31 protein-coding genes are annotated in these 26,087 nt (G+C 71.2%); 18 read left to right on the top strand and 13 right to left on the bottom strand.

What is annotated here, in order from left to right; genetic code table 11:
• Positions 1-158: 158 nt before the first annotated feature.
• Positions 159-806 (top strand): TetR/AcrR family transcriptional regulator, encoded by a 648-nt coding sequence (locus ACU6WZ_RS26785; protein ID WP_447030750.1) that lies wholly within the window; start codon positions 159-161, stop codon positions 804-806.
• 17 nt (positions 807-823) lie between these two features.
• Here ACU6WZ_RS26785 and def read toward each other — a convergent pair whose 3' ends face one another.
• A complete protein-coding gene (def, locus tag ACU6WZ_RS26780) occupies positions 824-1,381 on the bottom strand; it encodes a peptide deformylase (protein ID WP_447030749.1) in 558 nt (185 codons plus the stop codon).
• A gap of 148 nt (positions 1,382-1,529) precedes the next feature.
• Here def and ACU6WZ_RS26775 point away from each other — a divergent pair, with 148 nt between their 5' ends.
• The 5 genes from ACU6WZ_RS26775 (at position 1,530) to ACU6WZ_RS26755 (ending at position 6,025) form a co-directional block, all read left to right on the top strand.
• Positions 1,530-2,768, top strand: a complete 1,239-nt coding sequence (locus ACU6WZ_RS26775; protein ID WP_447030748.1) for a Mur ligase family protein — start codon at positions 1,530-1,532, stop codon at positions 2,766-2,768.
• Between the two features lie 63 nt (positions 2,769-2,831).
• On the top strand, positions 2,832-3,560 hold the full coding sequence (locus ACU6WZ_RS26770; protein ID WP_447030747.1) for a type 1 glutamine amidotransferase: 729 nt from the start codon (positions 2,832-2,834) through the stop codon (positions 3,558-3,560).
• A gap of 125 nt (positions 3,561-3,685) precedes the next feature.
• Complete coding sequence (locus ACU6WZ_RS26765; protein ID WP_447030746.1) at positions 3,686-4,711, top strand: 6-phosphofructokinase; 1,026 nt, start codon at positions 3,686-3,688, stop codon at positions 4,709-4,711.
• 107 nt (positions 4,712-4,818) lie between these two features.
• A complete protein-coding gene (locus ACU6WZ_RS26760; RefSeq protein WP_447030745.1) occupies positions 4,819-5,811 on the top strand; it encodes a cytochrome c oxidase assembly protein in 993 nt (330 codons plus the stop codon).
• Between the two features lie 55 nt (positions 5,812-5,866).
• Entirely contained in the window at positions 5,867-6,025 is a 159-nt protein-coding gene (locus ACU6WZ_RS26755) for a hypothetical protein (protein WP_447030744.1), read from the top strand.
• Positions 6,026-6,072: 47 nt separating this feature from the next.
• Here the strand turns inward: ACU6WZ_RS26755 and ACU6WZ_RS26750 are convergent, their stop codons facing one another.
• Positions 6,073-6,483, bottom strand: a complete 411-nt coding sequence (locus ACU6WZ_RS26750) for an SSI family serine proteinase inhibitor (protein WP_447030743.1) — start codon at positions 6,481-6,483, stop codon at positions 6,073-6,075.
• Between the two features lie 312 nt (positions 6,484-6,795).
• On the opposite strand from ACU6WZ_RS26750, the gene ACU6WZ_RS26745 reads away from it, so the two are divergent.
• Together ACU6WZ_RS26745 and ACU6WZ_RS26740 are read left to right on the top strand one after the other, a co-directional pair.
• A complete protein-coding gene (locus ACU6WZ_RS26745) occupies positions 6,796-7,500 on the top strand; it encodes a lysophospholipid acyltransferase family protein (RefSeq protein WP_447034270.1) in 705 nt (234 codons plus the stop codon).
• Between the two features lie 64 nt (positions 7,501-7,564).
• Positions 7,565-8,614 carry an NAD-dependent epimerase/dehydratase family protein gene (locus ACU6WZ_RS26740; RefSeq protein ID WP_447030742.1) on the top strand — a complete coding sequence of 350 codons (1,050 nt, stop codon included), beginning with the start codon at positions 7,565-7,567 and terminating at the stop codon, positions 8,612-8,614.
• A 99-nt stretch (positions 8,615-8,713) separates the two neighbouring features.
• Here ACU6WZ_RS26740 and ACU6WZ_RS26735 read toward each other — a convergent pair whose 3' ends face one another.
• Positions 8,714-10,291 (bottom strand): alpha/beta hydrolase, encoded by a 1,578-nt coding sequence (locus ACU6WZ_RS26735; RefSeq protein ID WP_447030741.1) that lies wholly within the window; start codon positions 10,289-10,291, stop codon positions 8,714-8,716.
• A gap of 253 nt (positions 10,292-10,544) precedes the next feature.
• Between ACU6WZ_RS26735 and ACU6WZ_RS26730 the strand changes: the two genes are divergently transcribed.
• Positions 10,545-10,835, top strand: coding sequence for a DUF4190 domain-containing protein (locus tag ACU6WZ_RS26730; protein ID WP_447030740.1), 291 nt, complete (start codon positions 10,545-10,547; stop codon positions 10,833-10,835).
• On the opposite strand, the gene ACU6WZ_RS26725 is transcribed toward ACU6WZ_RS26730, so the two are convergent.
• The 7 genes from ACU6WZ_RS26725 to ACU6WZ_RS26695 form a co-directional block, all read right to left on the bottom strand.
• Positions 10,813-11,577 carry an urease accessory protein UreD gene (locus ACU6WZ_RS26725; RefSeq protein ID WP_447034269.1) on the bottom strand — a complete coding sequence of 255 codons (765 nt, stop codon included), beginning with the start codon at positions 11,575-11,577 and terminating at the stop codon, positions 10,813-10,815. The two genes, ACU6WZ_RS26730 and ACU6WZ_RS26725, sit on opposite strands and share 23 nt — an antisense overlap.
• Positions 11,578-11,591: 14 nt before the next feature.
• A complete protein-coding gene (gene ureG, locus ACU6WZ_RS26720; RefSeq protein WP_447030739.1) occupies positions 11,592-12,272 on the bottom strand; it encodes an urease accessory protein UreG in 681 nt (226 codons plus the stop codon).
• A gap of 83 nt (positions 12,273-12,355) precedes the next feature.
• Complete coding sequence (locus tag ACU6WZ_RS26715; RefSeq protein WP_447030738.1) at positions 12,356-13,069, bottom strand: urease accessory protein UreF; 714 nt, start codon at positions 13,067-13,069, stop codon at positions 12,356-12,358.
• Between the two features lie 2 nt (positions 13,070-13,071).
• Positions 13,072-14,793: an urease subunit alpha gene (locus tag ACU6WZ_RS26710; protein ID WP_447030737.1), complete on the bottom strand. Its 1,722-nt coding sequence runs from the start codon at positions 14,791-14,793 to the stop codon at positions 13,072-13,074.
• The gene (locus tag ACU6WZ_RS26705; RefSeq protein ID WP_447030736.1) at positions 14,786-15,097 is read right to left on the bottom strand and encodes an urease subunit beta; all 312 of its coding nucleotides are present in this window, start codon (positions 15,095-15,097) and stop codon (positions 14,786-14,788) included. The genes ACU6WZ_RS26710 and ACU6WZ_RS26705 overlap by 8 nt, the downstream gene beginning before the upstream one ends.
• A gap of 16 nt (positions 15,098-15,113) precedes the next feature.
• On the bottom strand, positions 15,114-15,416 hold the full coding sequence (locus tag ACU6WZ_RS26700) for an urease subunit gamma (protein ID WP_447030735.1): 303 nt from the start codon (positions 15,414-15,416) through the stop codon (positions 15,114-15,116).
• An 84-nt stretch (positions 15,417-15,500) separates the two neighbouring features.
• Positions 15,501-16,148: a TetR/AcrR family transcriptional regulator gene (locus tag ACU6WZ_RS26695; RefSeq protein WP_447030734.1), complete on the bottom strand. Its 648-nt coding sequence runs from the start codon at positions 16,146-16,148 to the stop codon at positions 15,501-15,503.
• A 102-nt stretch (positions 16,149-16,250) separates the two neighbouring features.
• Between ACU6WZ_RS26695 and ACU6WZ_RS26690 the strand changes: the two genes are divergently transcribed.
• Positions 16,251-17,252: an ABC transporter permease gene (locus tag ACU6WZ_RS26690; protein ID WP_447030733.1), complete on the top strand. Its 1,002-nt coding sequence runs from the start codon at positions 16,251-16,253 to the stop codon at positions 17,250-17,252.
• 79 nt (positions 17,253-17,331) lie between these two features.
• Here the strand turns inward: ACU6WZ_RS26690 and ACU6WZ_RS26685 are convergent, their stop codons facing one another.
• A complete protein-coding gene (locus tag ACU6WZ_RS26685) occupies positions 17,332-17,613 on the bottom strand; it encodes a type II toxin-antitoxin system Phd/YefM family antitoxin (RefSeq protein WP_447030732.1) in 282 nt (93 codons plus the stop codon).
• Between the two features lie 79 nt (positions 17,614-17,692).
• Here ACU6WZ_RS26685 and ACU6WZ_RS26680 point away from each other — a divergent pair, with 79 nt between their 5' ends.
• The 3 genes from ACU6WZ_RS26680 (at position 17,693) to ACU6WZ_RS26670 (ending at position 19,638) form a co-directional block, all read left to right on the top strand.
• Entirely contained in the window at positions 17,693-18,346 is a 654-nt protein-coding gene (locus ACU6WZ_RS26680) for an ATP-dependent Clp protease proteolytic subunit (protein ID WP_447030731.1), read from the top strand.
• A gap of 7 nt (positions 18,347-18,353) precedes the next feature.
• Entirely contained in the window at positions 18,354-18,662 is a 309-nt protein-coding gene (locus ACU6WZ_RS26675) for a hypothetical protein (protein ID WP_447030730.1), read from the top strand.
• Positions 18,663-19,164: 502 nt separating this feature from the next.
• Entirely contained in the window at positions 19,165-19,638 is a 474-nt protein-coding gene (locus ACU6WZ_RS26670) for a C40 family peptidase (protein ID WP_447030729.1), read from the top strand.
• A gap of 50 nt (positions 19,639-19,688) precedes the next feature.
• On the opposite strand, the gene ACU6WZ_RS26665 is transcribed toward ACU6WZ_RS26670, so the two are convergent.
• On the bottom strand, positions 19,689-20,135 hold the full coding sequence (locus tag ACU6WZ_RS26665) for an ATP-binding protein (RefSeq protein ID WP_447030728.1): 447 nt from the start codon (positions 20,133-20,135) through the stop codon (positions 19,689-19,691).
• Between the two features lie 186 nt (positions 20,136-20,321).
• On the bottom strand, positions 20,322-21,473 hold the full coding sequence (locus tag ACU6WZ_RS26660) for an 8-amino-7-oxononanoate synthase (RefSeq protein WP_447030727.1): 1,152 nt from the start codon (positions 21,471-21,473) through the stop codon (positions 20,322-20,324).
• A gap of 199 nt (positions 21,474-21,672) precedes the next feature.
• Here ACU6WZ_RS26660 and bioB point away from each other — a divergent pair, with 199 nt between their 5' ends.
• The 5 genes from bioB to ACU6WZ_RS26635 all read left to right on the top strand — a co-directional run bounded on the left by bioB (position 21,673) and on the right by ACU6WZ_RS26635 (position 26,031).
• On the top strand, positions 21,673-22,857 hold the full coding sequence (gene bioB, locus ACU6WZ_RS26655) for a biotin synthase BioB (RefSeq protein WP_447030726.1): 1,185 nt from the start codon (positions 21,673-21,675) through the stop codon (positions 22,855-22,857).
• Positions 22,850-24,139, top strand: coding sequence for an adenosylmethionine--8-amino-7-oxononanoate transaminase (locus ACU6WZ_RS26650; RefSeq protein WP_447030725.1), 1,290 nt, complete (start codon positions 22,850-22,852; stop codon positions 24,137-24,139). The genes bioB and ACU6WZ_RS26650 overlap by 8 nt, the downstream gene beginning before the upstream one ends.
• Before the next feature lie 61 nt (positions 24,140-24,200).
• Positions 24,201-24,908: a dethiobiotin synthase gene (gene bioD, locus ACU6WZ_RS26645; protein ID WP_447030724.1), complete on the top strand. Its 708-nt coding sequence runs from the start codon at positions 24,201-24,203 to the stop codon at positions 24,906-24,908.
• A gap of 14 nt (positions 24,909-24,922) precedes the next feature.
• Entirely contained in the window at positions 24,923-25,285 is a 363-nt protein-coding gene (locus tag ACU6WZ_RS26640; protein WP_447034267.1) for a VOC family protein, read from the top strand.
• A gap of 62 nt (positions 25,286-25,347) precedes the next feature.
• Positions 25,348-26,031 carry a class I SAM-dependent methyltransferase gene (locus ACU6WZ_RS26635; protein ID WP_447030723.1) on the top strand — a complete coding sequence of 228 codons (684 nt, stop codon included), beginning with the start codon at positions 25,348-25,350 and terminating at the stop codon, positions 26,029-26,031.
• Positions 26,032-26,087: the final 56 nt, after the last annotated feature.

Here is a 26,087-nt window from a genome sequence, read left to right as displayed (position 1 = left end):
CAGCGCTGCGTTGCCTTGCGAACGTTACTCGCGGTAACACGAGTCTGTTACCGGCAAGTAGGGCCTGTCAACCGCAGTCCTGCGGATCGGCGCAGCCTACGGCCATGGTGTTACGTTTCCCAGGCGTCAGGGAATCGGTTTGGGCGGGGAGACACGGCATGGGCACCACACAGCAGGACGAGCAGCAGCGCTCAGCTGCCGCACGGCGACGACGTGAACTGCTGGAAGCGGCGGATCGCGTGGTGCTGCGTGACGGTCCACAGGCCTCCATGAACGCCATAGCCGCCGAAGCGGGCATCACCAAACCCATTCTCTATCGGCACTTCGGAGACAAGGGCGGCCTCTACCGCGCCCTGGCGAAGCGTCACACCGACGCTCTCCTGTCGTCCCTGCGCGCGGCCCTCGACGCTCCCGCCGACCGGCGCAAGCGGGTCGAGGCGACGCTCGACACCTACCTGGCCGCGATCGAGGCGCTGCCCGAGGTGTACCGGTTCCTCATGCACCCCTCCGAGGAGGCGCACCAGCCCGAGCAGGGCTTCGACGTGGGCCGCCACTCGGCGCCGCTGCTGCGCCGGCTGGGCGAGGAGCTGGCCACCGTCATCGCCGAGCGCCTGGACCTCGGGCCGGGCAGCGAGCAGCTGGCCCGGGTGTGGGGACACGGCATCATCGGCATGATGCACGCGGCGGGCGACTGGTGGCTCGGCGAACGCCCCTGCTCCCGCGAGGAGTTGGTGGCCGGTCTCGCTGACCTGCTGTGGGGCCGGCTGGCCGCGGCGGACGACCGCGTGGGTGCGCCGGGGTTCTGACCGGCCGCGCCCGTTCCTCAACCGCCGGAGCTGCGGGCGGCGCGGCTGGAGTTGCGGCGTGCCGCGCGCAGGGCCCTGGTACGACGCAGGCCCGTGAGGCGGTCCGTGTAGAGCAGGCCGTCCAGGTGGTCGCACTCGTGCTGGAGGCATCGGGCGAAGAACCCGGTGCCTTCGATCCGTACCGCTTCCCCGGCCGCCGACACGCCTTCGACGACCGCTCGGTCGAAGCGTTCGGTGCCCGCCTCGACGCCCGGCAGCGACAGACACCCCTCGGGGCCGCGTACGGTGATGCCGTCGGCCTCGACCAGGCGTGGGTTGACGAGGTGCCCCACGTGCCGGACGTCCTCGTCGTCCGGACAGTCGTAGACGAATACGCGCAGCGCCACGCCGACCTGGTTGGCCGCCAGGCCGACACCCCCGGCGGCGTACATGGTGGCGTACATGTCCTCGATGAGCCGGTCCAGCGGGGCACCGAAGCCGGTCACCGGCAGGCAAGGCGCGTGCAGCGCCGGATCATCGAGAAGTGTCATGGTTCGTACAAGCCCGGAACTGCCGGGTATCGGGCGGTGTCGCATGGCCGTAAGCGTACGTTCCGCCCCGGGTCCGGACGGCTTCGGTGGTGCCGGGGTACGGGGTCGCCACGGGATCTCGATAGGCTGAGCCCGACGTTGACCGGTGGACCTGGGGCAGATGCGGCGCCGGATGCAAGGAGGATCAGTGACGATGGCAGGCAACACGGAGCCGTTGTCGCCGCGGGCCAAGCTGGCCGTGACGGCAGGCAAGGCCGCGGCGGCGGTGTCCCGCGCCGCGGGGCGCGGCAGCGGATCCGTGATCGGCGGCAAGGTGGCGCTCAGGCTCGACCCCGATCTGCTCGGGCGTCTCGCCCAGCACCTCGACGTCGTGCTCGTCTCCGCGACGAACGGCAAGACGACGACGACCCGGCTCATCGCCGAGGCGCTGCGGGCCAGCGGCCCGGTCGTCTCCAACGCACTCGGTGCCAACATGCCGGCGGGCATCACCTCCGCGCTGGCGGGCGGTTCGGACGCCAAGTACGGCGTGATCGAGGTCGACGAGAAGTACCTCGCCGGCGTCGCGCGCGATGTGACGCCGAAGGCGATCGCCCTGCTCAACCTCTCCCGCGACCAGCTCGACCGGGCGGCCGAGACGCGCATGCTCGCCGAGAAGTGGCGCGAGGGCCTGTCCGGCACGAAGGCCGTCGTCATCGCGAACGCCGACGACCCGCTGATCGTGTGGGCCGCGTCCTCCTCCCCCAATGTGGTGTGGGTGGCCGCCGGCCAGGAGTGGAAGGACGACGCCTGGTCCTGCCCGTCCTGCGGCGGCGTCATGCAGCGCCCCGGCGACGACTGGTTCTGCGCCGAGTGCGGTTTCCGCCGCCCGTCCCCCAGCTGGGTGCTCAGCGGCGACCACGTGCTGGACCCGCACGGTTCGGCGTGGCCGATCCACCTCCAGCTGCCCGGCCGCGCCAACAAGGCGAACGCGGCCACCTCCGCCGCGGTCGCGGCGACGTTCGGTGTCCCCCCGCAGGTGGCGCTGGAGCGCATGTACGACGTGCAGGCGGTGGCCGGCCGGTACGACGTGGTGGCGTTCCAGGAGCGCGAGCTGCGACTGCTGCTCGCGAAGAACCCCGCGGGCTGGCTGGAGACGTTCTCCCTCATCAACCCGCCGCCCACCCCGGTAATCCTGGCCGTCAACGCGCGCGGCGCGGACGGCACGGACACCTCCTGGCTGTGGGACGTCGACTACACCCGGCTGGCCGGTCACCCGATCTTCGTGCTCGGCGACCGCAAGCTGGACCTCGCGGTGCGCCTGGAGGTCGCGAACCTGGACTTCCGGGTCTGCGAGACGCTCGACGAGGCCGTGCAGCTGGCGCCGCCCGGGCTGATCGAGACGATCGCCAACTACACCGCGTTCCAGGACCTGCGCCGCCGCGTCGGCAACTAGTGCCTCGACGGGCACTAGGGGCACGCACCAGACGACACGTACACCGGAAAAGGACAAGCAAGCATGAGCGACAACAGCCTGCGCCTGGTGTGGATCTACCCGGACCTGCTGAGCACGTACGGCGACCAGGGCAACGCCCTGGTCGTGGAGAGCCGGGCCCGTCAGCGCGGCCTCGACGTGCACCGTGAGGATGTGCGCAGCGACCAGGCGATCCCCACGTCGGGTGACATCTACCTGATCGGCGGCGGCGAGGACCGGCCGCAGCGGCTCGCCGCCGAGCGGCTGCGCCGCGACGGCGGGCTCAACCGGGCGGTGTCCAACGGGGCGATCGTCTTCTCGGTCTGCGCCGGCTACCAGATCCTCGGCCACGAGTTCATCAACGACCTCGGCGAGCGCGAGCAGGGGCTCGGTCTGCTCGATGTGGCCAGCACCCGCGGCGAGGGTGTGCGGTGTGTCGGCGATGTTCTCGGCGACATCGACGAGCGCCTCGGCCTGCCGCCGCTGACCGGCTTCGAGAACCACCAGGGCATCACCCATCTCGGCCCCGGCGCACGGCCGTTCGCCCGGGTGCGTATGGGCAAGGGCAACGGCACCGGGGACGGCACGGAGGGCGCGTACAACGACACCGTCTTCGGTACGTACATGCATGGTCCGGTGCTGGCCCGCAACCCGCTGATCGCCGACCTGATGCTGAAACTGGCGCTCGATGTCAACGCGCTGCCGCCCACCGATGACCGGTGGTACGAGGCGCTGCGCACCGAGCGGATCGCGGCGGCCACACAGCCCGCCTGAGTGCCCGGCGACGTCCAGCCGCCGGACGCCCGGTTCGGTCCCGTCACCCTGCGCGAGTAGGGTGACGGGCATCCGGCCGGACGACGTGGTCCGGTCTTCGCCCACGTTGCAAAGGTATTCCGGGCATGCGCATTGGTGTACTCACTTCCGGCGGCGACTGCCCCGGCCTGAACGCCGTCATCCGTTCCGTCGTGCACCGCGCCGTCGTCGATCACGGCGACGAGGTCATCGGCTTCCACGACGGATGGAAGGGCCTCCTGGAATGCGACTACCGCAAGCTCGACCTTGACGCGGTGGGCGGCATCCTGGCCCGTGGCGGCACGATCCTCGGATCGTCCCGAGTCCAGCCCGCCCAGCTGCGCGGCGGCGTCGAGCAGGCCCGGGGCCATGTCGCCGACCTGGGGCTCGACGCGATCATCCCGATCGGCGGCGAGGGCACCCTGAAGGCGGCGAACCTGCTGTCCGAGTCGGGGCTCCCGATCGTCGGCGTACCGAAGACCATCGACAACGACATCTCCTCCACCGACGTCACCTTCGGGTTCGACACGGCGGTCGGCGTCGCCACCGAGGCCCTGGACCGGCTCAAGACCACCGCCGAATCCCACCAGCGGGTACTGATCGTCGAGGTCATGGGCCGGCACACCGGCTGGATCGCGCTGCACTCCGGCATGGCGGCCGGCGCACACGCGATCGTCGTGCCCGAGCGCCCCTTCGACATCGGTGAGCTGACCGAGCTGGTCGGCAAGCGCTTCTCGGCCGGCAAGCGGTTCGCGATCGTGGTGGTCGCGGAGGGCGCCAAGCCGCGCGAGGGCTCCATGGACTTCGACATCGGCGGCAAGGACGTGTACGGCCACGAGCGTTTCGCGGGCGTCGCCAGGCAGCTGTCCATCGAGCTGGAGCAGCGTCTCGGCAAGGAGGCCCGCCCGGTCATCCTCGGCCACGTCCAGCGCGGCGGCACCCCGACGGCGTACGACCGCGTCCTCGCGACCCGCTTCGGCTGGCACGCGGTGGAGGCGGCGCACCGCGGTGAGTTCGGGATGATGACGGCGCTGCGCGGCACGGACATCGTGATGGTTCCCCTGGCCGAGGCCGTGGAGACTCTCAAGACGGTGCCCAACGAGCGGTACGCCGAGGCCGAGTGCGTGCTCTGATCGTGGTGCCCGCTTGACGGACTGCCCCCGGCCGCGGACACGGCCGGGGGCAGTTCTAGTCTGGACCGGACAACCGGCACGAATTGGGTAGCCTCGGGAGTACGCAGATGGATCACAGCGGGCACGGCATGAACATGGATCTGCCGCCGTTCACGCTGGGACGGGGGCTGGAGCTCTCTCCCGACCCGTTCTTCCTGGTCGGCTGCCTGCTGGCGCTCGGTCTGTACGGGTGGGGCGTGGCACGGCTGCGGCGCCGCGGGGACGGCTGGCCGGTGGGCCGGAGCGTCTGCTTCGTCGTCGGCGTGCTGAGCGTGGCGCTGGTGATGTGCACGATGCTGAACGACTACGGCATGGTCATGTTCAGCGTGCACATGGTGCAGCACATGGTGATCAGCATGCTCTCGCCGATCCTGCTGCTCCTCGGCGCCCCGGTGACGCTGGCGCTGCGCGCACTGCCGGTGGCGGGGCGCGGCAACCGCAAGGGGCCCCGCGAACTGCTGCTCATGCTGCTGCACAGCCGCTACATGAGGATCGTCACGCATCCGGCGTTCACGATCCCGCTGTTCATCGCGAGCCTGTACGCGCTCTACTTCACGCCCGTCTTCGATTTCCTGATGGAGAGCAGGCCGGGCCACCTGGGGATGATGGTGCACTTCCTGGCCGTCGGCCTGGTCTTCTTCTGGCCGATCATGGGCATCGATCCGGGCCCGCACCGGCCGGGCTATGTGATGCGGATGCTGGAGCTGTTCGCCGGCATGCCGTTCCACGCGTTCTTCGGCATCGCGCTGATGATGGCGACCCAGCCGATGATCGGTACGTACGCCGATCCGCCCGCGTCGCTCGGGATCGACGCGCTGTCCGACCAGCACGCGGCGGGCGGCATCGCGTGGGCGTTCAGTGAGATCCCCTCCGTGCTGGTACTGATCGCGCTGGTCTTCCAGTGGTACCGCTCCGAGCAGCGGGTGGCACGGCGGTCGGACCGGGCGGCGGACCGGGACGGCGACAAGGAGCTGGCGCAGTACAACGCCTACCTCGCCTCGCTCCAAGCACGCAGCCGCGGCCAGCGGGTGCCTGAGGAGCTGAAGCCGTCCGCACAGTAGCGCGGACGGCCTCCAGGGGTGACGATGGCCCTCCATCCCGAAGGAGGGGGCTGACATGCCCGGTTCTACGAAGTCGATGGGGGTTCTCACCGTCGGGACACTCGTGGTGATCTCGGCGTACACGGCGGCACTGGGCAGCAACGGCTGGCTGTGGTTCGGCTGGGTGGTGCTGGGTCTGGTGACGGTCGGGATGGCCGCGTCGCGCGGCCGGTGAGCGCACCGGACGGGCCGGCGTGGCCGGTGAGCGCGGCCGGTGAGCCGTCAGAAGCCGAAGACCACGCCGGTCGCGGAGTCGAGCATGCAGGCGTTGGCGTAGGTCTTGCGCCATGCTGTGGCGGTCCCGCGCCAGGTGCCCGTGACGCTGACCGTCACCGGGTCGTACTCCCTGGTGCACAGGTGCGGGTCCCCGGCCAGCTTGTCGAGGTCGCCGTTGGCCTTCTCCAGAGCCGCGCACGCGTCGGCGGCCCTCGGGTGGGGGCCGAGGGGCTTGGGGGCGCAGTGCAGGGAGACGCCGCGGACCCAGGCGTTCTCGGACCCGGACACGGTGAGGAAGAGGCCGCCGGTGACTTCCGGCCGGTCGGCGCCGCCCGTACCGTCCGCCGCCCGGGCCGGCAGGGCGGCGGACGCGAGGGCGAGCAGGGCGACTGCGGTGACGGTGACTGGGGTACGCATCCGGAACTCCTGGGGTGGGCAGCGGTGGGCAGCGCCGCGGGGCAGAGACGAGGCCAGGCCACCCGCCGACACACCCCGCCGCAAGCCCCCACGCCGTACGGTCGCCCCAACGAGTGCGCGCTGCGCTCCGTACGGCGGGCACCGAACTGTGCCGCTCTCACTGCTGACGTTCCTCAACCTCGCGCGGACGCCTGAGGCAGTCGAACGAACATGCAGATCGAGCCGACGGGGCAGGCTTAGAGCGGGCGGTCTTGGACCATGAGCTGGGAGAAGGCCGCCCCGAAGCCGCATCGGCAGAGTGGGAGCGACAGCGTGTTCTATTACGTGCTCAAGTACGTCCTTCTCGGCCCGCTGCTGCGCCTGCTGTTCCGGCCGAGGATCGAGGGGCGGGAGCACATCCCCGACGACGGCGCCGCAATCGTTGCCGGCAACCACTTGTCGTTCTCCGACCATTTCCTGATGCCCGCGATCATCCGGCGGCGGATCACCTTTCTCGCCAAGGCGGAGTACTTCACGGGCCCCGGCGTGAGGGGCCGGCTGACCGCGGCGTTCTTTCGCAGCGCCGGGCAGATTCCCGTCGACCGGTCGGGCAAGGAGGCGGGGAAGGCCGCGATCCGCGAGGGGCTCGGGGTGCTGAGCAAGGGCGAGCTGCTGGGGATCTACCCGGAAGGCACCCGCTCGCACGACGGCCGGCTCTACAAGGGCAAGGTGGGGGTCGCCGCGATGGCGCTGAAGTCGGGGGTGCCGGTGGTGCCGTGCGCGATGGTGGGCACGTTCGAGATCCAGCCGCCCGGAAAGGTCGTACCCCGCATCAGGCGCGTGGCGATCCGGTTCGGTGAGCCGCTGGACTTCTCGCGCTACGCGGGCATGGAGAACGAGAAGGCGGCGCTGCGCGCGGTCACCGACGAGATCATGTACGCGATTCTCGGGCTCTCCGGGCAGGAGTACGTCGACCGGTACGCGGCCGAGGTCAAGGCGGAGCAGCAGGCCAAGAAGTTCCCGCGCCGACTGCGCTGACGGCGGATCAGCGGACGGCGAACGGAACTGTTTCGGCCGAGCCGGAGTCCGTAGCGTCGTCGGCATGGCCGACAGGAGCGCATTCGTCATCGGAGCGACAGGACAGATCGGGCGGGCGGCGGTACGGGCGCTGGCCGAGGACGGCTGGGAGGTGCGCGCCGGATCGCGCGGCGGCCGCCGGGACGAGACATGGCCGCAGGAGGTGCGGGCCGTCGCGGTGGACCGCGAGGACGACGTGGCGCTGGCTTCGGCGCTCGGCGAGGGCTGCGACGTGCTGGTGGACATGGTCGCCTTCGACGAGCGGCACGCCCGGCAGCTGGCGGGGCTCGCCGACCGGGTCGGCTCGGCCGTCGTCATCTCCAGCGGCGCTGTCTACGAGGACGCCGAGGGCCGCGGCTTCGACACCGTGGCTCAGCCCGACGGGCTGCCGCGCTACCCGGCGCCGATCCCGGAGACGCAGCAAACGGTGGGGCCGTCGGACACCACGTACGCGACCCGGAAGATAGCGGTTGAGCGGCAGCTGCTCACGGCCGGCGACCGGCTGCCGACGACGTTGCTGCGCGCGGGTGCGATCCACGGGCCGTACTGCCGCACCCCTCGCGAGATCCACTTCGTCAAGCGGGCGCTGGACGGGCGGACCGTACGGATCCTGGCCTACGGAGGTCGCAGCCGGTTCCATCCGGTGCACGTCTCGAACCTCGCGGAGCTGATCCGGCTGGCGGCGGCGCGGCCCGGTACGCGGGTGCTCAACGCGGGCGACCCCGACGTGCCGACGGCGGCGGAGATCAGTACGGCGATCGACGCGGTCATGGGCGTCGCCGGCGAACTGGTCCTGATCGACGGGCCCGCGCCCGAGGGACACATCGGGCTGACCCCCTGGGGATACGAGCATCCCATCGTCTACGACATGTCGGCCGCCGAACGAGAGCTGGGCTACCGGGCGGTGACGACGTACGCCGACTCGCTGCCCGCCACGGTGGAGTGGCTGGCGGACCGGCTCCGCTCGCAGGACTGGCGGGAGGCGTTCCCGAAGCTGTCGGTGAGGCATGCCACCGACGAGGGCGGGCCGTTCGACTACGCGGCGGAGGATTCCTGGCTGAGCCGGCGCCGGTAGACGCGAGAATCGCGGGGAAGGGGCGGCCGGAATTCCGGCCGCCCCTTCCCGCCTGTTACACCTGTTGCACCTCTTACGCCGGGTACGTCCGGTCGGGTCCTACGGCTTCGGTGCGGCGTGCGGGGCGCACGTCACATCGCGCTTGTCGGTCCTGCCGGTCAGCAGGTAGGTGTCGACCCGGTCATTGATGCACGGGTTGGCGATCCCGGTGACGCCGTGCGAGCCGGCGCCCTTCTCCGTGATCAGGCGCGAGCCCTTGAGCCTCTTGTGCAGCTCGATGGCGCCCTCGTAGGGAGTGGCGGCGTCACGCTCGGCCTGCACGATCAGCACCGGCGGCAGACCCTTACCGGACTTGACGTGCAGCGGGGTCTGCTGCTTCGCGGACCAGGTGGAGCAGGGCAGGTTCAACCAGGCGTTGGCCCACGTCATGAACGGGTTGTCCTTGTGCAGCCTGGTGTTGTCCCGGTCCCACTTCTTCCAGCTGGTGGGCCACTTGGCGTCCGCGCACTCGACGGCCGTGTAGACGGCGGTGCCGTTCTCCGCCGACGCGTTGCCCGCGGTGTCCGACAGATCGGGGGCGATGGCGTCGACGAGGGCCTGCGTGTCCCCCGCGACGTACTTGCTCCACGTCTGGGCGACGGGCACCCAGGCGGAGTCGTAGTACGGCGCGCTCTGGAAGAAGCCGATGAGCTCGGCGGGGCCCACGACGCCACCGAGCGGGTTCTTCTTGGCGGTGGCACGCAGCTTCAGCCACTGCTGCTCTACCTTCTCGGAGGTGTCCCCGAGGTGGAACGCCGCGTCGTTCTCGGCGACCCACTTCTTCCAGTCGGTCCAGCGCATCTGGAAGGCGACGTCCTGGTCGAGGTTGGCCTCGTACCAGATCTTGTCCTTCGAGGGGTTGACCACGCTGTCGACGACCATCCGGCGCACGTGGCCCGGGAACAACGTTCCGTAGACCGCGCCGAGGTAGGTGCCGTAGGAGACGCCGAGGAAGTTCAGCTTCTTCTCACCGAGCGCGGCGCGGACGACGTCCAGGTCGCGCGCGGTGTTCGGCGTGGTCATGTGCGGCAGCAGCCAGCCGCTGCGCTCCTGGCAGCCGTCCGCGTACTCGGCGGCCAGCTTGCGCTGGGCGCGCTTGTCGGCCTCGCTGTCGGGCACCGGGTCGAGCTTCGGCGCCTTGACGAACTCCTGGGGGTCGACGCAGGAGATGGGCGAGGAGTGGCCGACGCCGCGCGGGTCGAAGCCCACGAAGTCGTAGGCCTTGGCCATCTTCGTGTAGACCGGGTTCTTCTTGGTGACCCGCGTCGGGAACCGCAGACCGGAGCCGCCGGGGCCACCCGGGTTGTAGAGCAGAGCGCCCTGGCGGTCCTTCTCGGAACCGGTGTTGCCGATCCGGTCGACGGCGATCTTGATCTTCTTGCCGCTGGGCTTGGTGTAGTCGACCGGGACGGTGACCCAGCCGCACTGGATCGGCTTCGCGAGCCCCCAGTCCGCCGGGCAGTCGCGCCAGTCGATGCCTGCCTTCGCCGCGCGCCCGGCGGCGATCTGGACGCCGCGCGCCTCGGACGAGCCGCTGTGCCGGCCGTCGGCGCTGGCAGTCGGCGCGGTGATCGCGCCCGCCAGCAAGGTGCCCGCTATCAGAGTGCCGGCCGAGCCGAGCGCTGCTGTACGCCTCAAGTGGTGCCTCCCCCTGTGAGTGTTGTGCCGTGGGTGACGGCAGTGGTCCCTGCGTGTACGGGCGAATCCTTTCGCCTGGAGGGTGTTGGGCAACAGGTCGTACACATGTTTCTTTACCAACCCGATAACCGGTACGTCGTGTCCTGGTGAGCGGTGCAGGCGTCAAGGCCCGCATGGGTGAGGAATTCGGGGGCATTTGGTGGTCCGAAGGCCGTCCGGCCCTTCTGCCTCACCTCAGAATCAGGGAGACGTCATGAGCGGCTATGGCGCCAGTGGCACCCACCCCAAGGCGAAGTCGGGCACCAACGGTCTGGCCATCGCCGGACTGGTCTGCGGCATCATCGGCCTGATCTTCTTCAACATCATTCTCGGCCCGCTCGCGATCATCTTCGGTGTGATCGGACTGAAGCAGGCCGGGGCCAAGGGCGGCGCCGGCCTGGCGAAGGCCGCCATCGCACTCGGCATCGTGGACCTCGTGATCTTCGTCGTCCTGCTGCTCGTCGCCAGCTCGTCCGGCGGCTTCAGCTGGTACATGGGTGGCTGATAGCCCTCCGGGCCTCGTCCAGTACGCGCCGCAGCAACAGCGCGTCCACCGCCACCGCCGTGACCAGCACGGCGGGACCGGCCAGCGGTGTGAGGACCGCCCTGTCCCCCAGCAGGCGGGCCTCACCCGGCACGTCTCCCATGTCAGGATGCACGACCAGCAGTTGGCCGACAGCCCGGTGTCCGCCCAGCACCGCAGCACCGTCCCAGCCGCCGGGCGCCCCCGGACCGTACGACAACTCCTGGTCCAGGAGGGGGCGGCCCGCGCGATGGACGGTGAGGCGGGTGGTGAGCGTGCCGGGCCGCTCGCTGTGGCGGCCCAGGATCTGCTCCTCGCGCAGGACCAGCCGGGCGCGGGCGTCGAGGTCGACGCGGGTAGTCATGCGCAGGTCGCTGCCGGCCGCTGAGATCAGCGGCTCCGGCAGCCAGCGCAGCTCGGCCTCCGCTCCCACAGTCGCGCGCACGTCGTAGCGGGCCGGACCACCTGCCCGGCCGGGCAGCGCGACCGTTGCCGCGGCCGAGTCCACCGTCAGCGCCGCGCCGGCCCCCACGTCGGTCTCGATGCGCAGACAGTCGCCTCCGAGCGGTGCGCTCATCGCGCCGACGAAGGTGACACGGGCGCGGGAACCGGATGCGCGGGTGCGGCGCACGGCGAGCGGCCCGTCGCTCTCCAGGACCGGCAGGCGGGTGCCGCCCCGGCCGTCCGCCACCGCCGTGATCCTGGCGGTCGCCTCGATGCCCATCGGCGCCCCGGAGGTCACGCGGCCCAGACGGCGAGCTGCTCACGGACCCAGTCGGCGACCGGCTTCACGCCGTCGCCCGAGGTCAGCGAGGTGAACACGACCGGCAGTTCACCCCGCTGCGCCGCCGCGTCGCGAGCCATGCGGCCGAGATCGGAGCCGACGTGGGGCGCGAGGTCGGTCTTGTTGACGACCAGCAGGTCGGAAGTGGTGACGCCCGGCCCGCCCTTGCGGGGGATGTCGTCGCCGCCCGCCACATCGATGACGAAGACCTGCGCGTCGACGAGGCCGCGGGAGAACGTCGCCGTGAGGTTGTCACCGCCGGATTCGACCAGGATCAGATCGAGCGGTCCCACCGCGTCCTCAAGGTCCTCCACCGCTTCGAGGTTGGCGGAGATGTCGTCGCGAATGGCGGTGTGCGGGCAGGCACCGGTCTCCACGGCCTGGATCCGCTCGGGCGGCAGAACGGCGTTGCGGAGCAGAAATTCGGCGTCCTCACGCGTGTAGACGTCGTTGGTGACGACGGCGATGGACACCTCCGCCCGCAACTCCCGGCACAGGGCCGCGACCGTCGCGGTCTTGCCCGAGCCGACGGGGCCGCCGAGCCCGATGCGCAGAGCGCGCCTCCTGCCGTCGGGCCGGGTCGCGTCGGCGCCGACGGCGGGGGTGGTGGTCTCGTTGTCGTGGTCGATGTGCATGCGGGCGGCTCCCTGTCGGTTGCGAGGTCGGTGCCAGTCACTGGGTACTGCGGTCGCGAGGTGCTACGAGGTGTCGCGAGGCGCTACGAGGCGAAGAGGCGCACGGGCCAGGCCGCGTGTGCCTGAGCCGTGATGTCGAGCAGCGGCGCGGACGCCGCCGGCAGGGCGTCGGTCCCCTCCCCCCGGGCGCGGTGTGCGGCCCGCGTGGCGCGGCCGGCGACCTCGTCGAGTTCGGGCGCGAGGCGGGCGAGGACGGCGGTGGCGTCGAAGGGGTCGAGGCCCAGGAGGCGTACGACCGCTGTGGCGGGGGCGCTCACGCTTTCGTACGCGGCGCAGTGCGCCGCGTCCTCGGGCCCGAGTCCCGCCGCATGGGCGGTGACGCCGAGCACGACGGGCTGGTGTGCGCCGCGCGGTCGGGCCCCGGCGAGTGCGTCCAGCTCCGGGCACGGCCAGGCGGCGCGGGCCGCCCGCATCAGCTGACGGCCGAGCTTGCGTGCCGTGGTCCGCAGTGCGGGGGACGGCGTGCGTGCGTCGGCGGCCTCGTCGAGCGTGAGGGCGTCGAGGCCGAGGGCCGCGGCGGCGGCGAGCGCGGCGGAGGTGAGTCCGGTCGTGTGCAGCCGGCCGCGGCAGAACGCGGCGAGATCGGCCGCGTCACGGATGCGCCCCGCCTTGACGGCGAATTCCGCGCCCCCGGAGTGCGCGTGCCCGCCGGCGGGGAATCGGCCGTCCGCGAGAACGAGGAGTGCGGCGCGCGCTCCGGGGCCGGCGGCGGGCAGGCTGTGCGGGTCGGTTTCCATGGTCAGAACAGGAAGTAGCGCTGAGCCATGGGCAGTTCCGCGGCGGGAGCGGGGTCCACCGGGTCGCCGTCGATGGTCACCGTGAAAGTGTCGGGGTCGACCTCGACGCGCGGCAGGGCGTCGTTCTCCCGCATGTCGGCCTTGGTGACGCGGCGGGTGTTCTTGATGGGTACGAACCGCTTGCCGAGGCCCAGGCGTTCGGGCAGAGCGTCCTCGATCGCTGCCGTCGCCACGAAGTTTAGGGAGTTTCCGGCCGGCGCTCGGCCGAGCGCGCCGAACATCGGACGGGGCATGACCGGCTGCGGGGTGGGAATGGAGGCGTTGGCGTCGCCCATCTGGGCGTACGCGATCTGGCCGCCCTTGATGACGAGTTGCGGCTTGACGCCGAAGAACGCCGGCTCCCACAGCACCAGGTCGGCGAGTTTGCCGCTCTCCACCGAGCCGATCTCGTGGTCGAGGCCCTGCGCGACCGCCGGGTTGATCGTGTATTTGGCGACATAGCGACGCGCGCGGTGGTTGTCGGCGCGTCCGTCGCCGGGCAGGGCGCCCCTGCGCTTCTTCATGACGTGCGCGGTCTGCCAGGTGCGCAGCGCGACTTCGCCGATGCGGCCCATCGCCTGGGAGTCCGAGGAGATGATCGAGATGGCGCCGAGGTCGTGGAGGATGTCCTCGGCCGCGATGGTGGAGGGCCGGATGCGGGACTCGGCGAAGGCCAGGTCTTCCGGGACTGCCGGGTTCAGGTGGTGACAGACCATCAGCATGTCGAGGTGTTCCTCGATGGTGTTGACGGTGTGCGGCCGCGTCGGGTTGGTGGAGCTGGGCAGGACGTGCGGCTCGGAGACGACCGTGATGATGTCCGGGGCGTGCCCGCCGCCCGCGCCCTCGGTGTGGTAGGCGTGGACGGTGCGACCCGCGATGGCGGCGAGGGTGTCGCCGACGAATCCGGCCTCGTTCAAGGTGTCGGTGTGGAGGGCGAGCTGAGCGCCGGTCTCCTCGCACACACCGAGGCAGGCGTCGATGGCGGCGGGCGTGGCCCCCCAGTCCTCGTGGATTTTGAATCCGAGTGCGCCGCCGCGCAGCTGGGCGTGCATGGCCTCGTGGGAGGTCGTGTTGCCCTTGCCAAGCAGTCCGATGTTGACCGGGTAGTGCTCCAGCGCCTCGAACATCCGGGCAAGGTGCCAACCGCCAGGGGTGACGGTGGTGGCCTTGGTGCCCTCGGCGGGGCCGGTGCCGCCGCCGACAAGTGTGGTGATGCCGGCGGACAGGGCCTGGTCGACGAGGGTCGGCGAGATGAAGTGGACGTGCGCGTCGACGGTGCCCGCGGTGAGGATCTTGCCGTTGCCCGCGATGATCTCCGTCTCGGGCCCGATGACCAGGTCGGGGTGTACGCCGTCCATGGTGTCGGGGTTGCCGGCCTTGCCGATGCCGGTGATCCTTCCGTCCCGCAGGCCGACGTCGGCCTTGACGATGCCCCAGTGGTCGAGGATCACCACGCCGGTGACGACGGTGTCGGGTGCGCCGTCGGCCCGGCCGGCCCGGGCCTGGCCCATGGACTCGCGGATGACTTTGCCGCCGCCGAACACCGCCTCGTCCCCGGCGCGTCCGGGCCCGCCGCAGCGGTCCTCCTCGATCTCGATCAGCAGGTCGGTGTCGGCGAGGCGGATACGGTCGCCGGTGGTGGGGCCGAACAGGTCGGCGTACTGGGGGCGTACGAGCTCAGGCATCGAGGGCTCCAGCGATCTGTCCGCGCAGACCGGCGACGATGCGCCGGCCGCCGATGGGGACGAGTTCGACATCGGCGGGGATGCCCGGCTCGAAGCGGACGGCGGTGCCCGCGGCAATGTTCAGGCGCAGGCCGTGGGCGGCGGCCCGGTCGAAGCGCAGGCCGGGGTTGGCCTCGGCGAAGTGGTAGTGCGAGCCGACCTGGACGGGCCGGTCGGCAGCGTTGAGGACGGTCATACGCGTGACGGGCAGACCCGCGTTGAGGATGACCGGCTCGTCGGCGTACAGGATCTCTCCGGGGATCATCGCGGCCGCTCCCCCGTCAGACGATCGGTTCGTGGACGGTGACGAGCTTGGTCCCGTCGGGGAAGGTCGCCTCGACCTGGACGTCGTGGATCATCTCGGGGATGCCCTGCATGACGTCGTCGCGGGTGAGTACCTTGCGACCCGAGGACATGAGCTCGGCGACGGTTCGGCCGTCGCGGGCGCCTTCGAGGATGTGCGCGGTGATGAGGGCGACGGACTCGGGGTGGTTGAGCGGCACCCCACGGGCGCGGCGCCGCTCGGCGACATCCGCGGCCACATGGATGAGCAGTCTCTCCTGCTCGTGCGGGGTCAGTTGCACGCGTCCCACCTCACAGTCCTCACACCGGGCCGGCCGGCCCGGCGACCTGGTGCGGCAGGCTAGTTGCGCGGAGTTTCCGACGCGTTAACTGCGATCGCCCGGAGCCGGGCCGGACGGGTGCGAGGTCATCGAGGTGAGGGCCCGGAGCCCGTCGCGAAGCCCCTCGACTTCGGGCTCCCCGAACAGGGCCTGCTGCACGATGAACCCCTGAGCGACAGCGATCATGGTGCGTGCCACATGATCGGCCGGTACGCCGGCGGGCATCATGCCCGCCTTCCGGTACGCCTCGACGATCGTGGCCCAGACGACACGCAGGTCCGCGTACCCCTCGCTGATGAGGACCGCGAGATCCGGATTGCGGAGGCTCTCGGTCCAGACCTGGAGCGCCAGGCGGGGGATCTGCGCCTCGCTCTCGACGCCGGAGGCCCCTCGCCCCGTGAGGATCTTGCCGAGCACCTCGGCCACCAGGTCGTGCGGCGGTGGGGGCGGGCTCATCCGGGAGGCGGACTGGAAGGCGCTCTTGAGCTCCCCGAACACCTCCCCCGCTATGGCCGCGATCAGCTCGTCCTTACTGCTGAAGTAGCGGTAGACGGCACCGGCCGACAACTCCGCCTCGCGCAGGACGTCCTGCATCGACGTGGCATGGAAGCCGTTGCGGGCGAAGCAGCGGGTGGCGCCGTCGAGGATCTGACGGCGGCGAGCGTCGAGGTGTTGCTGGGATACACGAGCCATGATCCCAACTTAAAACGAACATTCATTCTTGACAAGCGGCGGAGCCGCCGGGACAGTGAAGAAGCAAAACGAACGATCCTTCTCTTTGAAACCGAGGACATCATGTCCGCTGCGCCGCAATCCACTCGCCGCATGGTGACCGCCATCGTGCTGATCCCCTTCGTGGTGGCGCTCGCCCTGTGGGCCTTCGCCTGGCCCGCGGCGCGGATCGCACCACGCGATCTCCCCATCGGCATCGCGGGCCCGACCGTCGCCACCGCACCCGCCCAGCAGCAGTTCGAGCAGCAGAAGGGCACCTTCGAGGTTCACACCTACAAGGACGAGGCCGCGGCGCGTACGGCGATCGAGGACCGGGTCGTATACGGCGCCGTCGTCGTCACCCCGCAGGGAACCGAGCTGCTGACCGCGACCGCCGCGAGCCCCGTTGTGGCACAACTGCTGCGCGACGCCGTGACGGCGCGCGCCCCGGCCGGCACGCAGGTCAAGGTCACCGATGTCGCCGCGGCCCCGGCCGAGGATCCGCGCGGCACAGCACTCGGGGCGAGCGTCCTGCCGCTGGCCATCGCCGGCGTCGCCGCCGGAGCCGTGGTGACCTTGATGGGACTGCGCGGGGCCCGTGGGGCGATCACCCTGGTCGCCGCCTCCGCCCTGGTAGGACTCACGGCCGCCGCGATCACCCACAGCTGGCTCGGCATCATCACCGGTTCCTGGTGGGCCGAAGCCGGCACCCTGGGGCTGACGGTACTGGCCATCGGCTCCGCCGTGGCGGGGGCGGCCGCGCTCTTCGGGACGCCCGGGATCGGGCTCGGGGCCCTGGTGATGATCCTCTTCGGGAACTCGCTTTCGGGCGTGACCAGTGCGCCCGTACTGCTGCCCGAGCCGGCAGGAGCGATCGGCCAGTGGCTGCCGCCGGGGGCCGGCGGATCACTGCTGCGCTCGGTCGCCTTCTTCGACGGCAGCGCGGCCCTGATGCCGCTGCTGGCGCTCTGCGCCTGGGTGACGCTCGGCCTCGCCGGCGTACTGGTGGCCGGGCGACGGCCCGCGAAGGCCGGCGCGCCCGGAGGTCCGCCGGCCCCCGCCTCGGAGCCGGCCCCGGCAGGCTGAGCCCACCACTGGACCGGGGGTGCGTCCCCGCTGTAGCGGACGGGGGCGCACGGCCTTTTTCGCGTGCGCGGAACCCGGGTCAGCTGTCGCCGGCGTCCCCGCGGTGTTCGGCGGCGATTCCGAACCGGCGCCGTTCGCCGGCAGCGGAAGGGGCCGAGCCGATCGCGGAGACGGAACTGATCACCGATTCCTCGGCCGCCTCCTGCTCCGCCTCGAGTCGTGCCAGGTCAGCGGCGGAAACGAGGGCGACCAGCGGCTTGCCGTGGCGGGTCACCACCACCCGCTCGCCGCCGTAGACGACACGGTTGATCAGCTCGGCGAGCTCTGCCCGTGCTTGCGTCACCGGAATCTCGTAGGCCATGCTGCCCATCTTACGGGTTGTACGTCCTGTACATTTTTTACGGGACGTAGGCCCGAAAGCGATCAGGAGAGGTACTGCCATGAACCGGCTTTCCGCCCCCATCCCGCCCAGCGCCCGCTATGTGCTCCCCTCCTTCACCGAGCGCACCGCGAGCGGGACCCGCACCCTCGATCCGTACTCCAAGCTCCTCGACGAGCGGATCGTGTTCCTGGGAACACCCGTCGACGACGCCGCGGCCAACGACGTGATGGCGCAGTTCATGCACCTTGAACACACCGCCCCGGATCGCGACATCTCGCTCTACATCAACTCCCCCGGCGGCTCGTACACCGCCATGTCGGCCATCTACGACACGATCCAGTTCGTCGCCTGCGATGTGGAGACGATCTGCCTGGGCCAGGCCGCCTCCCCCGCCGCGATGCTGCTCGCGGCCGGCGCGCCCGGCAAGCGCCTGGCTTTGCCGGGAGCCCGCGTGCTGCTCAGCCAGCCCTCCATCGAGGAGCCCGTGCAGGGCCAGCCGTCCGACCTGGAGATCGAGGCCCAGGAGCTGCTGCGCATGCGTGAGTTGCTCGTGGGACTGCTGGCGCGGCACACAGGGCAGAGCCCGCAGCGGATCGACGAGGACATCGAGCGCGACAAGGTCTTCACCGCCGAGGCGGCCGTGGCGTACGGCCTGGTCGACCACGTGGTGCAGAGCCGCAAGGACGCGCTCGGCTTCGCCGGCCCGAGGTGAGGCGCGCATGCTGCCGCCGGAACTGCCGCCGCTGCCCGCACTGACGCGCGCCGAATGTGAGTTCGTCGACCGCTATCTCGAAGTACTCGATCTGATGGGGCGTATCAATCCGGCGCGCGGAGCCGACACCTACGGCGCCCTGCGGGCCGCCCAGGCGCTCGCGGGGAAGGCAGCGGGGCTGCGGGACGCGCTCGCCCTGATGTATGAGCGCGGTGAGACACACCTTCACGTCGCCACGCTCGCAAGGGCGTTGCGGGTCCTCGACGGTGAACGCCGCGCACACCGTGTCACCATGCCGCCGTCAGCGGCGAGTTGAGGCCATACGGGGAGCCGATTGCCCAATTGGCGTACTACATATGGTCACTCATCCGGCCCAGGTTTTGTCCATATATTGATACGGCCCGACTTGTGCACCGCCTGTACGCCGTTCGCGTAAAGGTCTGCTCCGCCGCAGGTGATGCGCCGGGCAGGCCGCCGCAACACCCGCGGGAACAGGCCCTGTCCACTCGAACGGGTCAGTCGTGAGCAACCTCTTGTGCCGCCGTTTCGGCTCGGAAATCCCGCGGTACCTGGGTGAAGATCCCTGGGACGACAAGCCCCCGCCACCGCGGCGGGGCGGTCCGGGCGGACGCCGAGTCCTGCCGCCGTTCCGGACGACTGGTCGACAGGAGTGGATCGGCAGGAGTGGAGGACCCAGGCAGTACGGGGTGACCTGAGAAGGTCGCTCCTCGGGGTGAAGCCGCACACCGCGGCCGGGCATCTTCGCCTGTCCGAACCCGACAGGTCATCCTTCACAGGCGGCTGACGAAGGGTTGCGCATGACCGCGCACACGCATGTCCCGTCCGCCCTGTTCCGGGCCGGAGCCGCGTCGGCTCTCACCCTCGCCGCGATCGGCAGCACGATGCTGGCCCCGGGAGCCAGCACCGACGCGCACGCCGCCTCGCACGCCGCCAAGGCGCTCAGCGTCGCAGCGTCGAAGAAGGGGGCCCCGTATGCCCACGGCGCTGCGGGCCCCAACCGCTTCGACTGCTCGGGGCTGACGCTCTACTCCTTCAAGAAGGCCGGCAAGCGCCTGCCGCGCACCGCCCAGTCGCAGTACAACAAGACCCGGCACATCGCGGCCGGCAGCCGGCAACGGGGAGACCTCGTCTTCTTCCACGCCGGGCGGTACGTGTACCACGTCGGCATCTACGCCGGGAGCGGCAAGATGTGGCACTCCCCCAAATCCGGCTCCACCGTGCGGCTCGACCGGATCTGGTCCAAGAGTGTCTGGTACGGCCGGGTCCGCTGAGCCCCGCCCGGACCCACTGCGGCCGGGGCGGACGCGACGGCGCCGACTGGTTACGGGGCCTGGGTGGCCAGGGGCGCGGGGGTGGTCCACGGGAGTTCGATCCAGACGGTTTTGCCGCCTTCGCGGGTGGGCTGGACGGATACCCGGCCGCCGCACTCGGCGGTGAGACAGCGGATGATCACCATGCCGCGCCCGTTGTCCTGCTGAACGGCGGCCGGCAGCCGTTTCGGCCAGCGGGGGTGGCTGTCGGTGACGCCGAGGCGCAGTTGCTCGTCCCGGTCCAGCTGTACGTCAACGGTGAATGTCGGTGACTGGCCGAAGGTGTGCTGGACGGCGTTGGTCACCAGCTCCGAGACGATCAGCCGTACCGTGTCGGCGGCCTCGGAGACGGGCGGCATGCCCCACTCGCCGAGGATCTCCGCTACGTATCTGCGGGCCGCCGGTACCGAGGCCGGCTCGCTCGGCAGAGTGACGGACACTTCCCTGTGGTCTGCCATGGCGACGCTGTCCCTTTCCCACCGGGGCCGGACGTCCGACTCGTGGCGGATGACCTTCGAGGACGGCCTCGGATTGCGCTTTCGCGCCAGAGTGCCACTCATCGTGGCGGGAAAAGGGCGATCCCCCAAGATATGCATATATCTGTCGCTCGAAGCGGTGAACCTTGCTACGCGAGACCGTATGTGTCACCGCCCGGTGGTGGGCGGCGCCGTCCCCACGACCGTGGCCACCGCCTGCTCGATCTGCCGGTCCGTGAGGTCGGCCCGCGCGGTCAGCCGGAGCCGGGAGATCCCGTCCGGCACGGACGGCGGACGGAAACAGCCCACCACGAGCCCCGCAGCCCGGCAGTCCGCCGCCCACTGCACCGCCTGGCCGGGCGACGGGGCCAGCACCGACACCACGGCAGCGTCGGGACGTACGGCGGTCAGGCCGGCGTCGGTCAGTGAGCGGTGCAGCGTCGCGGCGACCTCGCGGGCCCGGCCGGCCAGCTCGGGTGCGCCGCGCAGGAGCCGCAGGCTCGCCAGCGCGGCGCCGGCGGCGGCCGGAGCGAGACCGGTGTCGAAGATGAACGTACGGGCCGTGTTGACCAGGTGGTCGATGACGCGGGCCGGTCCGAGTACCGCTCCGCCCTGGCTGCCGAGCGACTTGGACAGGGTCAGGGTGGCGACGACGCCGTCCGCACCCGCGAGTCCCGCCGCGTCCAGGGCGCCCCGGCCGCCGTCGCCGAGGATTCCCAGACCGTGCGCGTCGTCGACGAGGAGGGCCGCACCGTGGGTCCGGCAGGCCGCGGCGAGTTCCGGCAGCGGAGCCGCGTCACCGTCCACCGAGAAGACGGAGTCGGTGACGGCGAGCGCCTGCCCGTCGTGCGCGTCGAGCATCTTGGACACAGCTTCGGGGTCGGCGTGCGGCACCACGGAGGTCGTGGCACGCGAGAGTCGGCAGCCATCCACGATCGAGGCGTGATTCAGCGCGTCGGAGACGATCAGCGAACCGTGGCCGCTGAGCGCGGTGAGGGCGGCCAGGTTGGCGGCGTAACCCGAGGACAGCACCAGGGCGGCGTCGAAGCCGCAGAAGTCGGCCAGCTCGCGCTCCAGTTCGGCGTGGAGTTCCGTGCTGCCGGTGACAAGCCGGGAACCGGTGGCGCCGGCGCCCCAGCGGCGGGCCGCGGCGGCGGCGGCGGAGGTGATCTCCGGGCGGTGGGTCAGGCCGAGGTAGTCGTTGCTCGCGAGATCGAGCAGACTCGACGCGGCGGGGCGCGGACGCAGGGTCCTGACCAGCCCGGCCGCGGCGCGCACGGCTGCCTGCTCGTCGATCCAGTCGAACGGTCCCTGCGGCATGGGTACGTCCCTCGTCCCTCGGGGTAGGCGGCTCGGCCGGCGGCTCCGGCAGCGGCTCCACCGGCGTCTTTGTAGGCAGCCCACAGACACTAGCCGGGCAGGCGCCGGGGCAGAGTGTGGCGATACCCACACCTCGCCGGGCAGCTCTTGTGCGATTCCACCTTGGCCGCAGGCGGCGTCGTAGGCCAGGATCGGCGCCATGGACCTGCTGAACACGCTGGTGGACAAGGGGCTGCGGCGCGAGCTGCCGACCCGCGAAGAAGCGCTCGCCGTGCTGGCGACCTCCGACGACGAGCTGCTCGATGTGGTGGCCGCGGCCGGAAAGGTACGCCGCCAGTGGTTCGGACGGCGGGTGAAACTCAACTATCTGGTGAACCTCAAGTCGGGTCTGTGCCCCGAGGACTGCTCGTACTGCTCACAGCGGCTCGGCTCCAAGGCCGGGATTCTCAAGTACACCTGGCTCAAGCCCGACGAGGCGTCGCAGGCGGCGGCCGCGGGTGTCGCGGGCGGCGCGAAGCGGGTGTGTCTGGTCGCGAGCGGGCGCGGGCCGACGGACAAGGACGTCGACCGGGTCTCGAAGACCATTGAGGCGATCAAGAACGAAAACGAGGACGTCGAGGTCTGCGCCTGCCTCGGGCTGCTGTCCGACGGCCAGGCGGAGCGGCTGCGGGCGGCCGGCGCCGACGCGTACAACCACAACCTGAACACCTCCGAGGCGACGTACGGCGCCATCACCACCACCCACACCTACGCCGACCGTGTGGAGACCGTCCAGCAGGCGCAGGCGGCCGGGATGTCCGCGTGCTCCGGGCTGATCGCCGGCATGGGCGAGAGCGACGCGGACCTGGTGGACGTGGTCTTCGCGCTGCGCGAGCTCGACCCGGACTCGGTCCCGGTCAACTTCCTGATCCCCTTCGAGGGAACTCCGCTGGCCAAGGAGTGGAACCTCACGCCGCAGCGGGCGCTGCGGATCCTGGCGATGGTGCGGTTCGTCTGCCCGGACGTGGAGGTTCGGCTCGCGGGCGGGCGCGAGGTGCACCTGCGCACCATGCAGCCGCTCGCGCTGCACCTGGTCAACTCGATCTTCCTCGGCGACTACCTCACCAGTGAGGGCCAGGCCGGCCAGGCCGACCTGGAGATGATCGCCGACGCCGGTTTCGAAGTCGAGGGCACCGACACGACCACGCTGCCCGGGCACCGGAGCGGAGGCGGCTGCGCCTCGGCGTGCGGCGAGCCGCCCGCGGCGGAGGTTCCGGCGGCCCGCGAGGAGACGGCCCGTACCGATGCGGCCCGTACGGACACGGCCCGTACCGATGCGGCCCGTACGGACTTGGTCGCGGTACGCCGCCGGGGTGCCGGGACGGACCTCGCGCCCAATGCCTGAGCCGCTGTCCCCCGCCGATCTGCTCAGGCTCGACCGGGAGCACGTCTGGCATCCGTACGGCCCGATGCCGGGCCGGGCGGAGCCGCTGCTGGTGGAGTCCGCCTCGGGGGTGCGCTTGCGTCTTGCGCAACCCGCGCACGGGCAGAGCGAGTTGATCGACGGCATGTCCTCCTGGTGGTCGGCGGTCCACGGCTACAACCACCCCGTCATCAACGAGGCGGCGCGCGGCCAGCTGGACCGGATGAGCCATGTGATGTTCGGCGGGCTCACCCACGAGCCCGCCGTGCGGCTGGCCGCGAAGCTGGTGGAGATCACGCCGGAGCCGCTGCGGCACGTGTTCCTCGCCGACTCCGGGTCGGTGTCGGTCGAGGTCGCGATCAAGATGTGCCTGCAGTACTGGCGCTCGGTCGGCCGCCCCGGCAAGCAGCGCCTGCTGACCTGGCGCGGCGGTTACCACGGGGACACCTGGCAGCCCATGTCGGTGTGCGACCCCGAAGGCGGGATGCACGAACTGTGGCAGGGTGCGCTGCCGCGGCAGATCTTCGCGGAGGCACCGCCGGCCGCGTACGACGCGGCGTACGCGGACCGGCTGCGCTCGCTGGTCGCCCGGCACGCGGACGAACTGGCAGCGGTCGTCGTGGAGCCGGTGGTGCAGGGCGCGGGCGGGATGCGCTTCCACTCCCCCGAGTACCTGCGAGTGCTGCGCGAGGCGTGCGACGCGCACGGTGTGCTGCTGATCTTCGACGAGATCGCGACGGGATTCGGCCGTACCGGAACACTGTTCGCGTCCGAGCACGCCGGGGTCTCCCCCGATGTCCTGTGCCTGGGCAAGGCGCTGACCGGCGGCTATCTGACGTTGGCCGCCACGCTCTGCACGACCGCGGTGGCCGAGGGCATCTCGCGCGGCGAGGTGCCCGTACTGGCGCACGGCCCGACCTTCATGGGCAACCCGCTGGCCTCGGCGGTGGCCTGCGCCTCGATCGAACTGCTGCTGGGCCAGGACTGGCAGAGCGAGATCAAGCGCATCGAGGCCGGCCTGACCGAGGGCCTGGCGGACGCGGCGCGGTCGCCGGGCGTGCGGGAAGTACGGGTGCTGGGCGCGATCGGCGTCGTACAGCTGGACCGCGAGGTCGACATGGCTGCGGCGACGGAGGCAGCGGTACGGGAGGGCGTGTGGCTGCGCCCGTTCCGGGACCTGATCTACACGATGCCGCCGTACGTCACCAACGACGAGGACCTGTCCCGCATCTGCGCGGCGGTGCGGGCGGCGGCGTCGGCGTGACGTCCTCCGCCGCCGAGCCGGACCTCTTGCTCAGCCCAGATCAACGAGGAGCGCAGCAAGCATGAGCGTCATTGTCGTCAGCGGGACCGGAACCGAGATCGGCAAGACCGTGGTCACCGCGGCGCTCGCCGCCGTTGCCCGGGCGCAGGGGCGCAGCGTCGCTGTGCTGAAGCCCGCCCAGACCGGGCTCGCCCCGGGCGAGCCCGGCGACGCCGACGAAGTCGTACGGCTCGCCGGTGACGGCGTGCGGGGCGTCGAGCTCCGGCGTTTCCCCGAGCCGCTGGCCCCCGCCACCGCTGCCCGCCGCGCCGGCCTGCCCCCCGTCGGGGCGGCCGAAGTGGCCGCCGCGGCCGGGAAACTCGCGGCAGAGTACGACCTCGTGCTCGTCGAAGGCGCGGGCGGCCTCCTCGTCCGCTTCGACGACGCGGGGGGAACACTGGCCGACGCCGCCCAGCTCCTCGGCGCACCGGTGCTCGTCGTCACGCCTGCGGCCCTGGGCACCCTCAACTCGACCGCGCTGACCGCGGAAGCCCTCGGCGCCCGCGGTATCGACATGCTCGGCGTCGTGGTGGGCAGCTGGCCCGCCCGCCCTGGCCTCGCCGAGCGCTGCAACCTGACGGACCTGCCCGAGGCGGCCGCGGGCGCTCCGCTGCTCGGCGTCGTCCCGGAAGGGGCCGGGGCCCTGACGCCGGCCGAGTTCCGTTCCCGGGCCGCGCAGTGGCTCGCGCCGCGACTCGGCGGCGTGTGGCGGCCGGCGCCCGTAGGGTGACCGGGATGACCGCCATGCGAGCACGTATCGACGAGATCGTCTTCGACTGCGCCGAGCCGGCCACCCTGGTCCGCTTCTGGGCTGCCCTGTTGGGCGGCGAGCCGGTGGACCGGAGCCCGGACTGGTCGTACGTCGACCCGCCCCTGGGGCCGCGGGTCGCCTTCCAGCGCGTACCGGAAGGCAAGACCGTGAAGAACCGGCTGCATCTGGATCTGGAAGCCGGCGACCTCAGCGCGGCGAGCGCCGAGGCGGAGCGGCTCGGCGCCACCAGGACCGGCGAAGTCGTCCCCGACGAGAACGGTTCCTTTCAGGTGCTGCTCGACCCCGAGGGCAACGAGTTCTGCTTCGTGAGCGGGTCGGGCCCCCGGACGGGGTAAGGATCGCGGCAGCGGCGTCCGTACGTTGTCCCGCGCCGCCGTTCACCCCAAGGAGGTCAGCGATGCCAGCGCGCCGCAGGTCGTTTGCCCAGGACGCCGTGCACCATCCGCTCTTCGCCCGGTTCTACGCACGCTGCAGCGTGATCGCCGACCTCAGGGGCGGAGTGGCCTCGCACCGGGCGGAGCTGCTGTCGGGCCTGTCGGGCAGGGTCATCGAGATCGGCGCGGGCAACGGTCTGAACTTCGCCCACTACCCGGCGGCCGTCTCCGAGGTCGTGGCGATCGAACCGGAGCGCACCCTGCGCCAGTTGGCCGTACAGGCGGCGCTGGACGCCGGGGTTCCGGTGGATGTGGTGCCGGGGGCGGCCGAGGCGCTGCCGGTCAAGAGTGAGGCGTTCGACGCGGCCGTGCTGTCGTTGGTGCTGTGCACCGTGCGGGATGTGCCGCGCGCCCTCTCCGAGATCAGGCGCGTGCTGCGGCCGGGCGGTGAACTGCGTTTCTTCGAGCACGGTCGGGGCGAGGGCCGGGCCATGGTGACGGCTCAGCGGGTCGTGGACCGCACGGTGTGGCCGGTGCTCTTCGGCGGGTGTCACACCTCGCGCGATCCCCTCGCGGCGATCGGGACGGCCGGCTTCGAGATCGGTGGCTGGCGGAGGTTGTCCGTACCGGAGAGCGGGTTCAAAACGCCGTCCTCGCCGTGCGTACTGGGCGTGGCGCACCGGCCGCGGGCCACCGACGACGACTGAACGGCCGCTGCCGCAGGCTCCCGCGGCCGGGGTTCGGGTCGGGGGCGGGGTCCGCG

It is taken from the genome of Streptomyces hypolithicus (assembly GCF_052934925.1).
Note: the sequence above shows the minus strand (reverse complement) of the source record. Positions and strands in the feature narration are given on the sequence as shown.

What these genes read in the sequence shown, in the direction of transcription:
- ACU6WZ_RS26785 (WP_447030750.1), top strand. Translation starts at nt 159, where the DNA reads ATGGGCACCACACAGCAGGACGAGCAGCAGCGCTCAGCTGCCGCACGG.
- def (WP_447030749.1), bottom strand. Translation starts at nt 1,381, where the DNA reads ATGCGACACCGCCCGATACCCGGCAGTTCCGGGCTTGTACGAACCATG.
- ACU6WZ_RS26775 (WP_447030748.1), top strand. Translation starts at nt 1,530, where the DNA reads ATGGCAGGCAACACGGAGCCGTTGTCGCCGCGGGCCAAGCTGGCCGTG.
- ACU6WZ_RS26770 (WP_447030747.1), top strand. Translation starts at nt 2,832, where the DNA reads ATGAGCGACAACAGCCTGCGCCTGGTGTGGATCTACCCGGACCTGCTG.
- ACU6WZ_RS26765 (WP_447030746.1), top strand. Translation starts at nt 3,686, where the DNA reads ATGCGCATTGGTGTACTCACTTCCGGCGGCGACTGCCCCGGCCTGAAC.
- ACU6WZ_RS26760 (WP_447030745.1), top strand. Translation starts at nt 4,819, where the DNA reads ATGGATCACAGCGGGCACGGCATGAACATGGATCTGCCGCCGTTCACG.
- ACU6WZ_RS26755 (WP_447030744.1), top strand. Translation starts at nt 5,867, where the DNA reads ATGCCCGGTTCTACGAAGTCGATGGGGGTTCTCACCGTCGGGACACTC.
- ACU6WZ_RS26750 (WP_447030743.1), bottom strand. Translation starts at nt 6,483, where the DNA reads ATGCGTACCCCAGTCACCGTCACCGCAGTCGCCCTGCTCGCCCTCGCG.
- ACU6WZ_RS26740 (WP_447030742.1), top strand. Translation starts at nt 7,565, where the DNA reads ATGGCCGACAGGAGCGCATTCGTCATCGGAGCGACAGGACAGATCGGG.
- ACU6WZ_RS26730 (WP_447030740.1), top strand. Translation starts at nt 10,545, where the DNA reads ATGAGCGGCTATGGCGCCAGTGGCACCCACCCCAAGGCGAAGTCGGGC.
- ACU6WZ_RS26725 (WP_447034269.1), bottom strand. Translation starts at nt 11,577, where the DNA reads ATGGGCATCGAGGCGACCGCCAGGATCACGGCGGTGGCGGACGGCCGG.
- ureG (WP_447030739.1), bottom strand. Translation starts at nt 12,272, where the DNA reads ATGCACATCGACCACGACAACGAGACCACCACCCCCGCCGTCGGCGCC.
- ACU6WZ_RS26715 (WP_447030738.1), bottom strand. Translation starts at nt 13,069, where the DNA reads ATGGAAACCGACCCGCACAGCCTGCCCGCCGCCGGCCCCGGAGCGCGC.
- ACU6WZ_RS26710 (WP_447030737.1), bottom strand. Translation starts at nt 14,793, where the DNA reads ATGCCTGAGCTCGTACGCCCCCAGTACGCCGACCTGTTCGGCCCCACC.
- ACU6WZ_RS26705 (WP_447030736.1), bottom strand. Translation starts at nt 15,097, where the DNA reads ATGATCCCCGGAGAGATCCTGTACGCCGACGAGCCGGTCATCCTCAAC.
- ACU6WZ_RS26695 (WP_447030734.1), bottom strand. Translation starts at nt 16,148, where the DNA reads ATGGCTCGTGTATCCCAGCAACACCTCGACGCTCGCCGCCGTCAGATC.
- ACU6WZ_RS26690 (WP_447030733.1), top strand. Translation starts at nt 16,251, where the DNA reads ATGTCCGCTGCGCCGCAATCCACTCGCCGCATGGTGACCGCCATCGTG.
- ACU6WZ_RS26685 (WP_447030732.1), bottom strand. Translation starts at nt 17,613, where the DNA reads ATGGCCTACGAGATTCCGGTGACGCAAGCACGGGCAGAGCTCGCCGAG.
- ACU6WZ_RS26680 (WP_447030731.1), top strand. Translation starts at nt 17,693, where the DNA reads ATGAACCGGCTTTCCGCCCCCATCCCGCCCAGCGCCCGCTATGTGCTC.
- ACU6WZ_RS26675 (WP_447030730.1), top strand. Translation starts at nt 18,354, where the DNA reads ATGCTGCCGCCGGAACTGCCGCCGCTGCCCGCACTGACGCGCGCCGAA.
- ACU6WZ_RS26670 (WP_447030729.1), top strand. Translation starts at nt 19,165, where the DNA reads ATGACCGCGCACACGCATGTCCCGTCCGCCCTGTTCCGGGCCGGAGCC.
- ACU6WZ_RS26665 (WP_447030728.1), bottom strand. Translation starts at nt 20,135, where the DNA reads ATGGCAGACCACAGGGAAGTGTCCGTCACTCTGCCGAGCGAGCCGGCC.
- ACU6WZ_RS26660 (WP_447030727.1), bottom strand. Translation starts at nt 21,473, where the DNA reads ATGCCGCAGGGACCGTTCGACTGGATCGACGAGCAGGCAGCCGTGCGC.
- bioB (WP_447030726.1), top strand. Translation starts at nt 21,673, where the DNA reads ATGGACCTGCTGAACACGCTGGTGGACAAGGGGCTGCGGCGCGAGCTG.
- ACU6WZ_RS26650 (WP_447030725.1), top strand. Translation starts at nt 22,850, where the DNA reads ATGCCTGAGCCGCTGTCCCCCGCCGATCTGCTCAGGCTCGACCGGGAG.
- bioD (WP_447030724.1), top strand. Translation starts at nt 24,201, where the DNA reads ATGAGCGTCATTGTCGTCAGCGGGACCGGAACCGAGATCGGCAAGACC.
- ACU6WZ_RS26640 (WP_447034267.1), top strand. Translation starts at nt 24,923, where the DNA reads ATGCGAGCACGTATCGACGAGATCGTCTTCGACTGCGCCGAGCCGGCC.
- ACU6WZ_RS26635 (WP_447030723.1), top strand. Translation starts at nt 25,348, where the DNA reads ATGCCAGCGCGCCGCAGGTCGTTTGCCCAGGACGCCGTGCACCATCCG.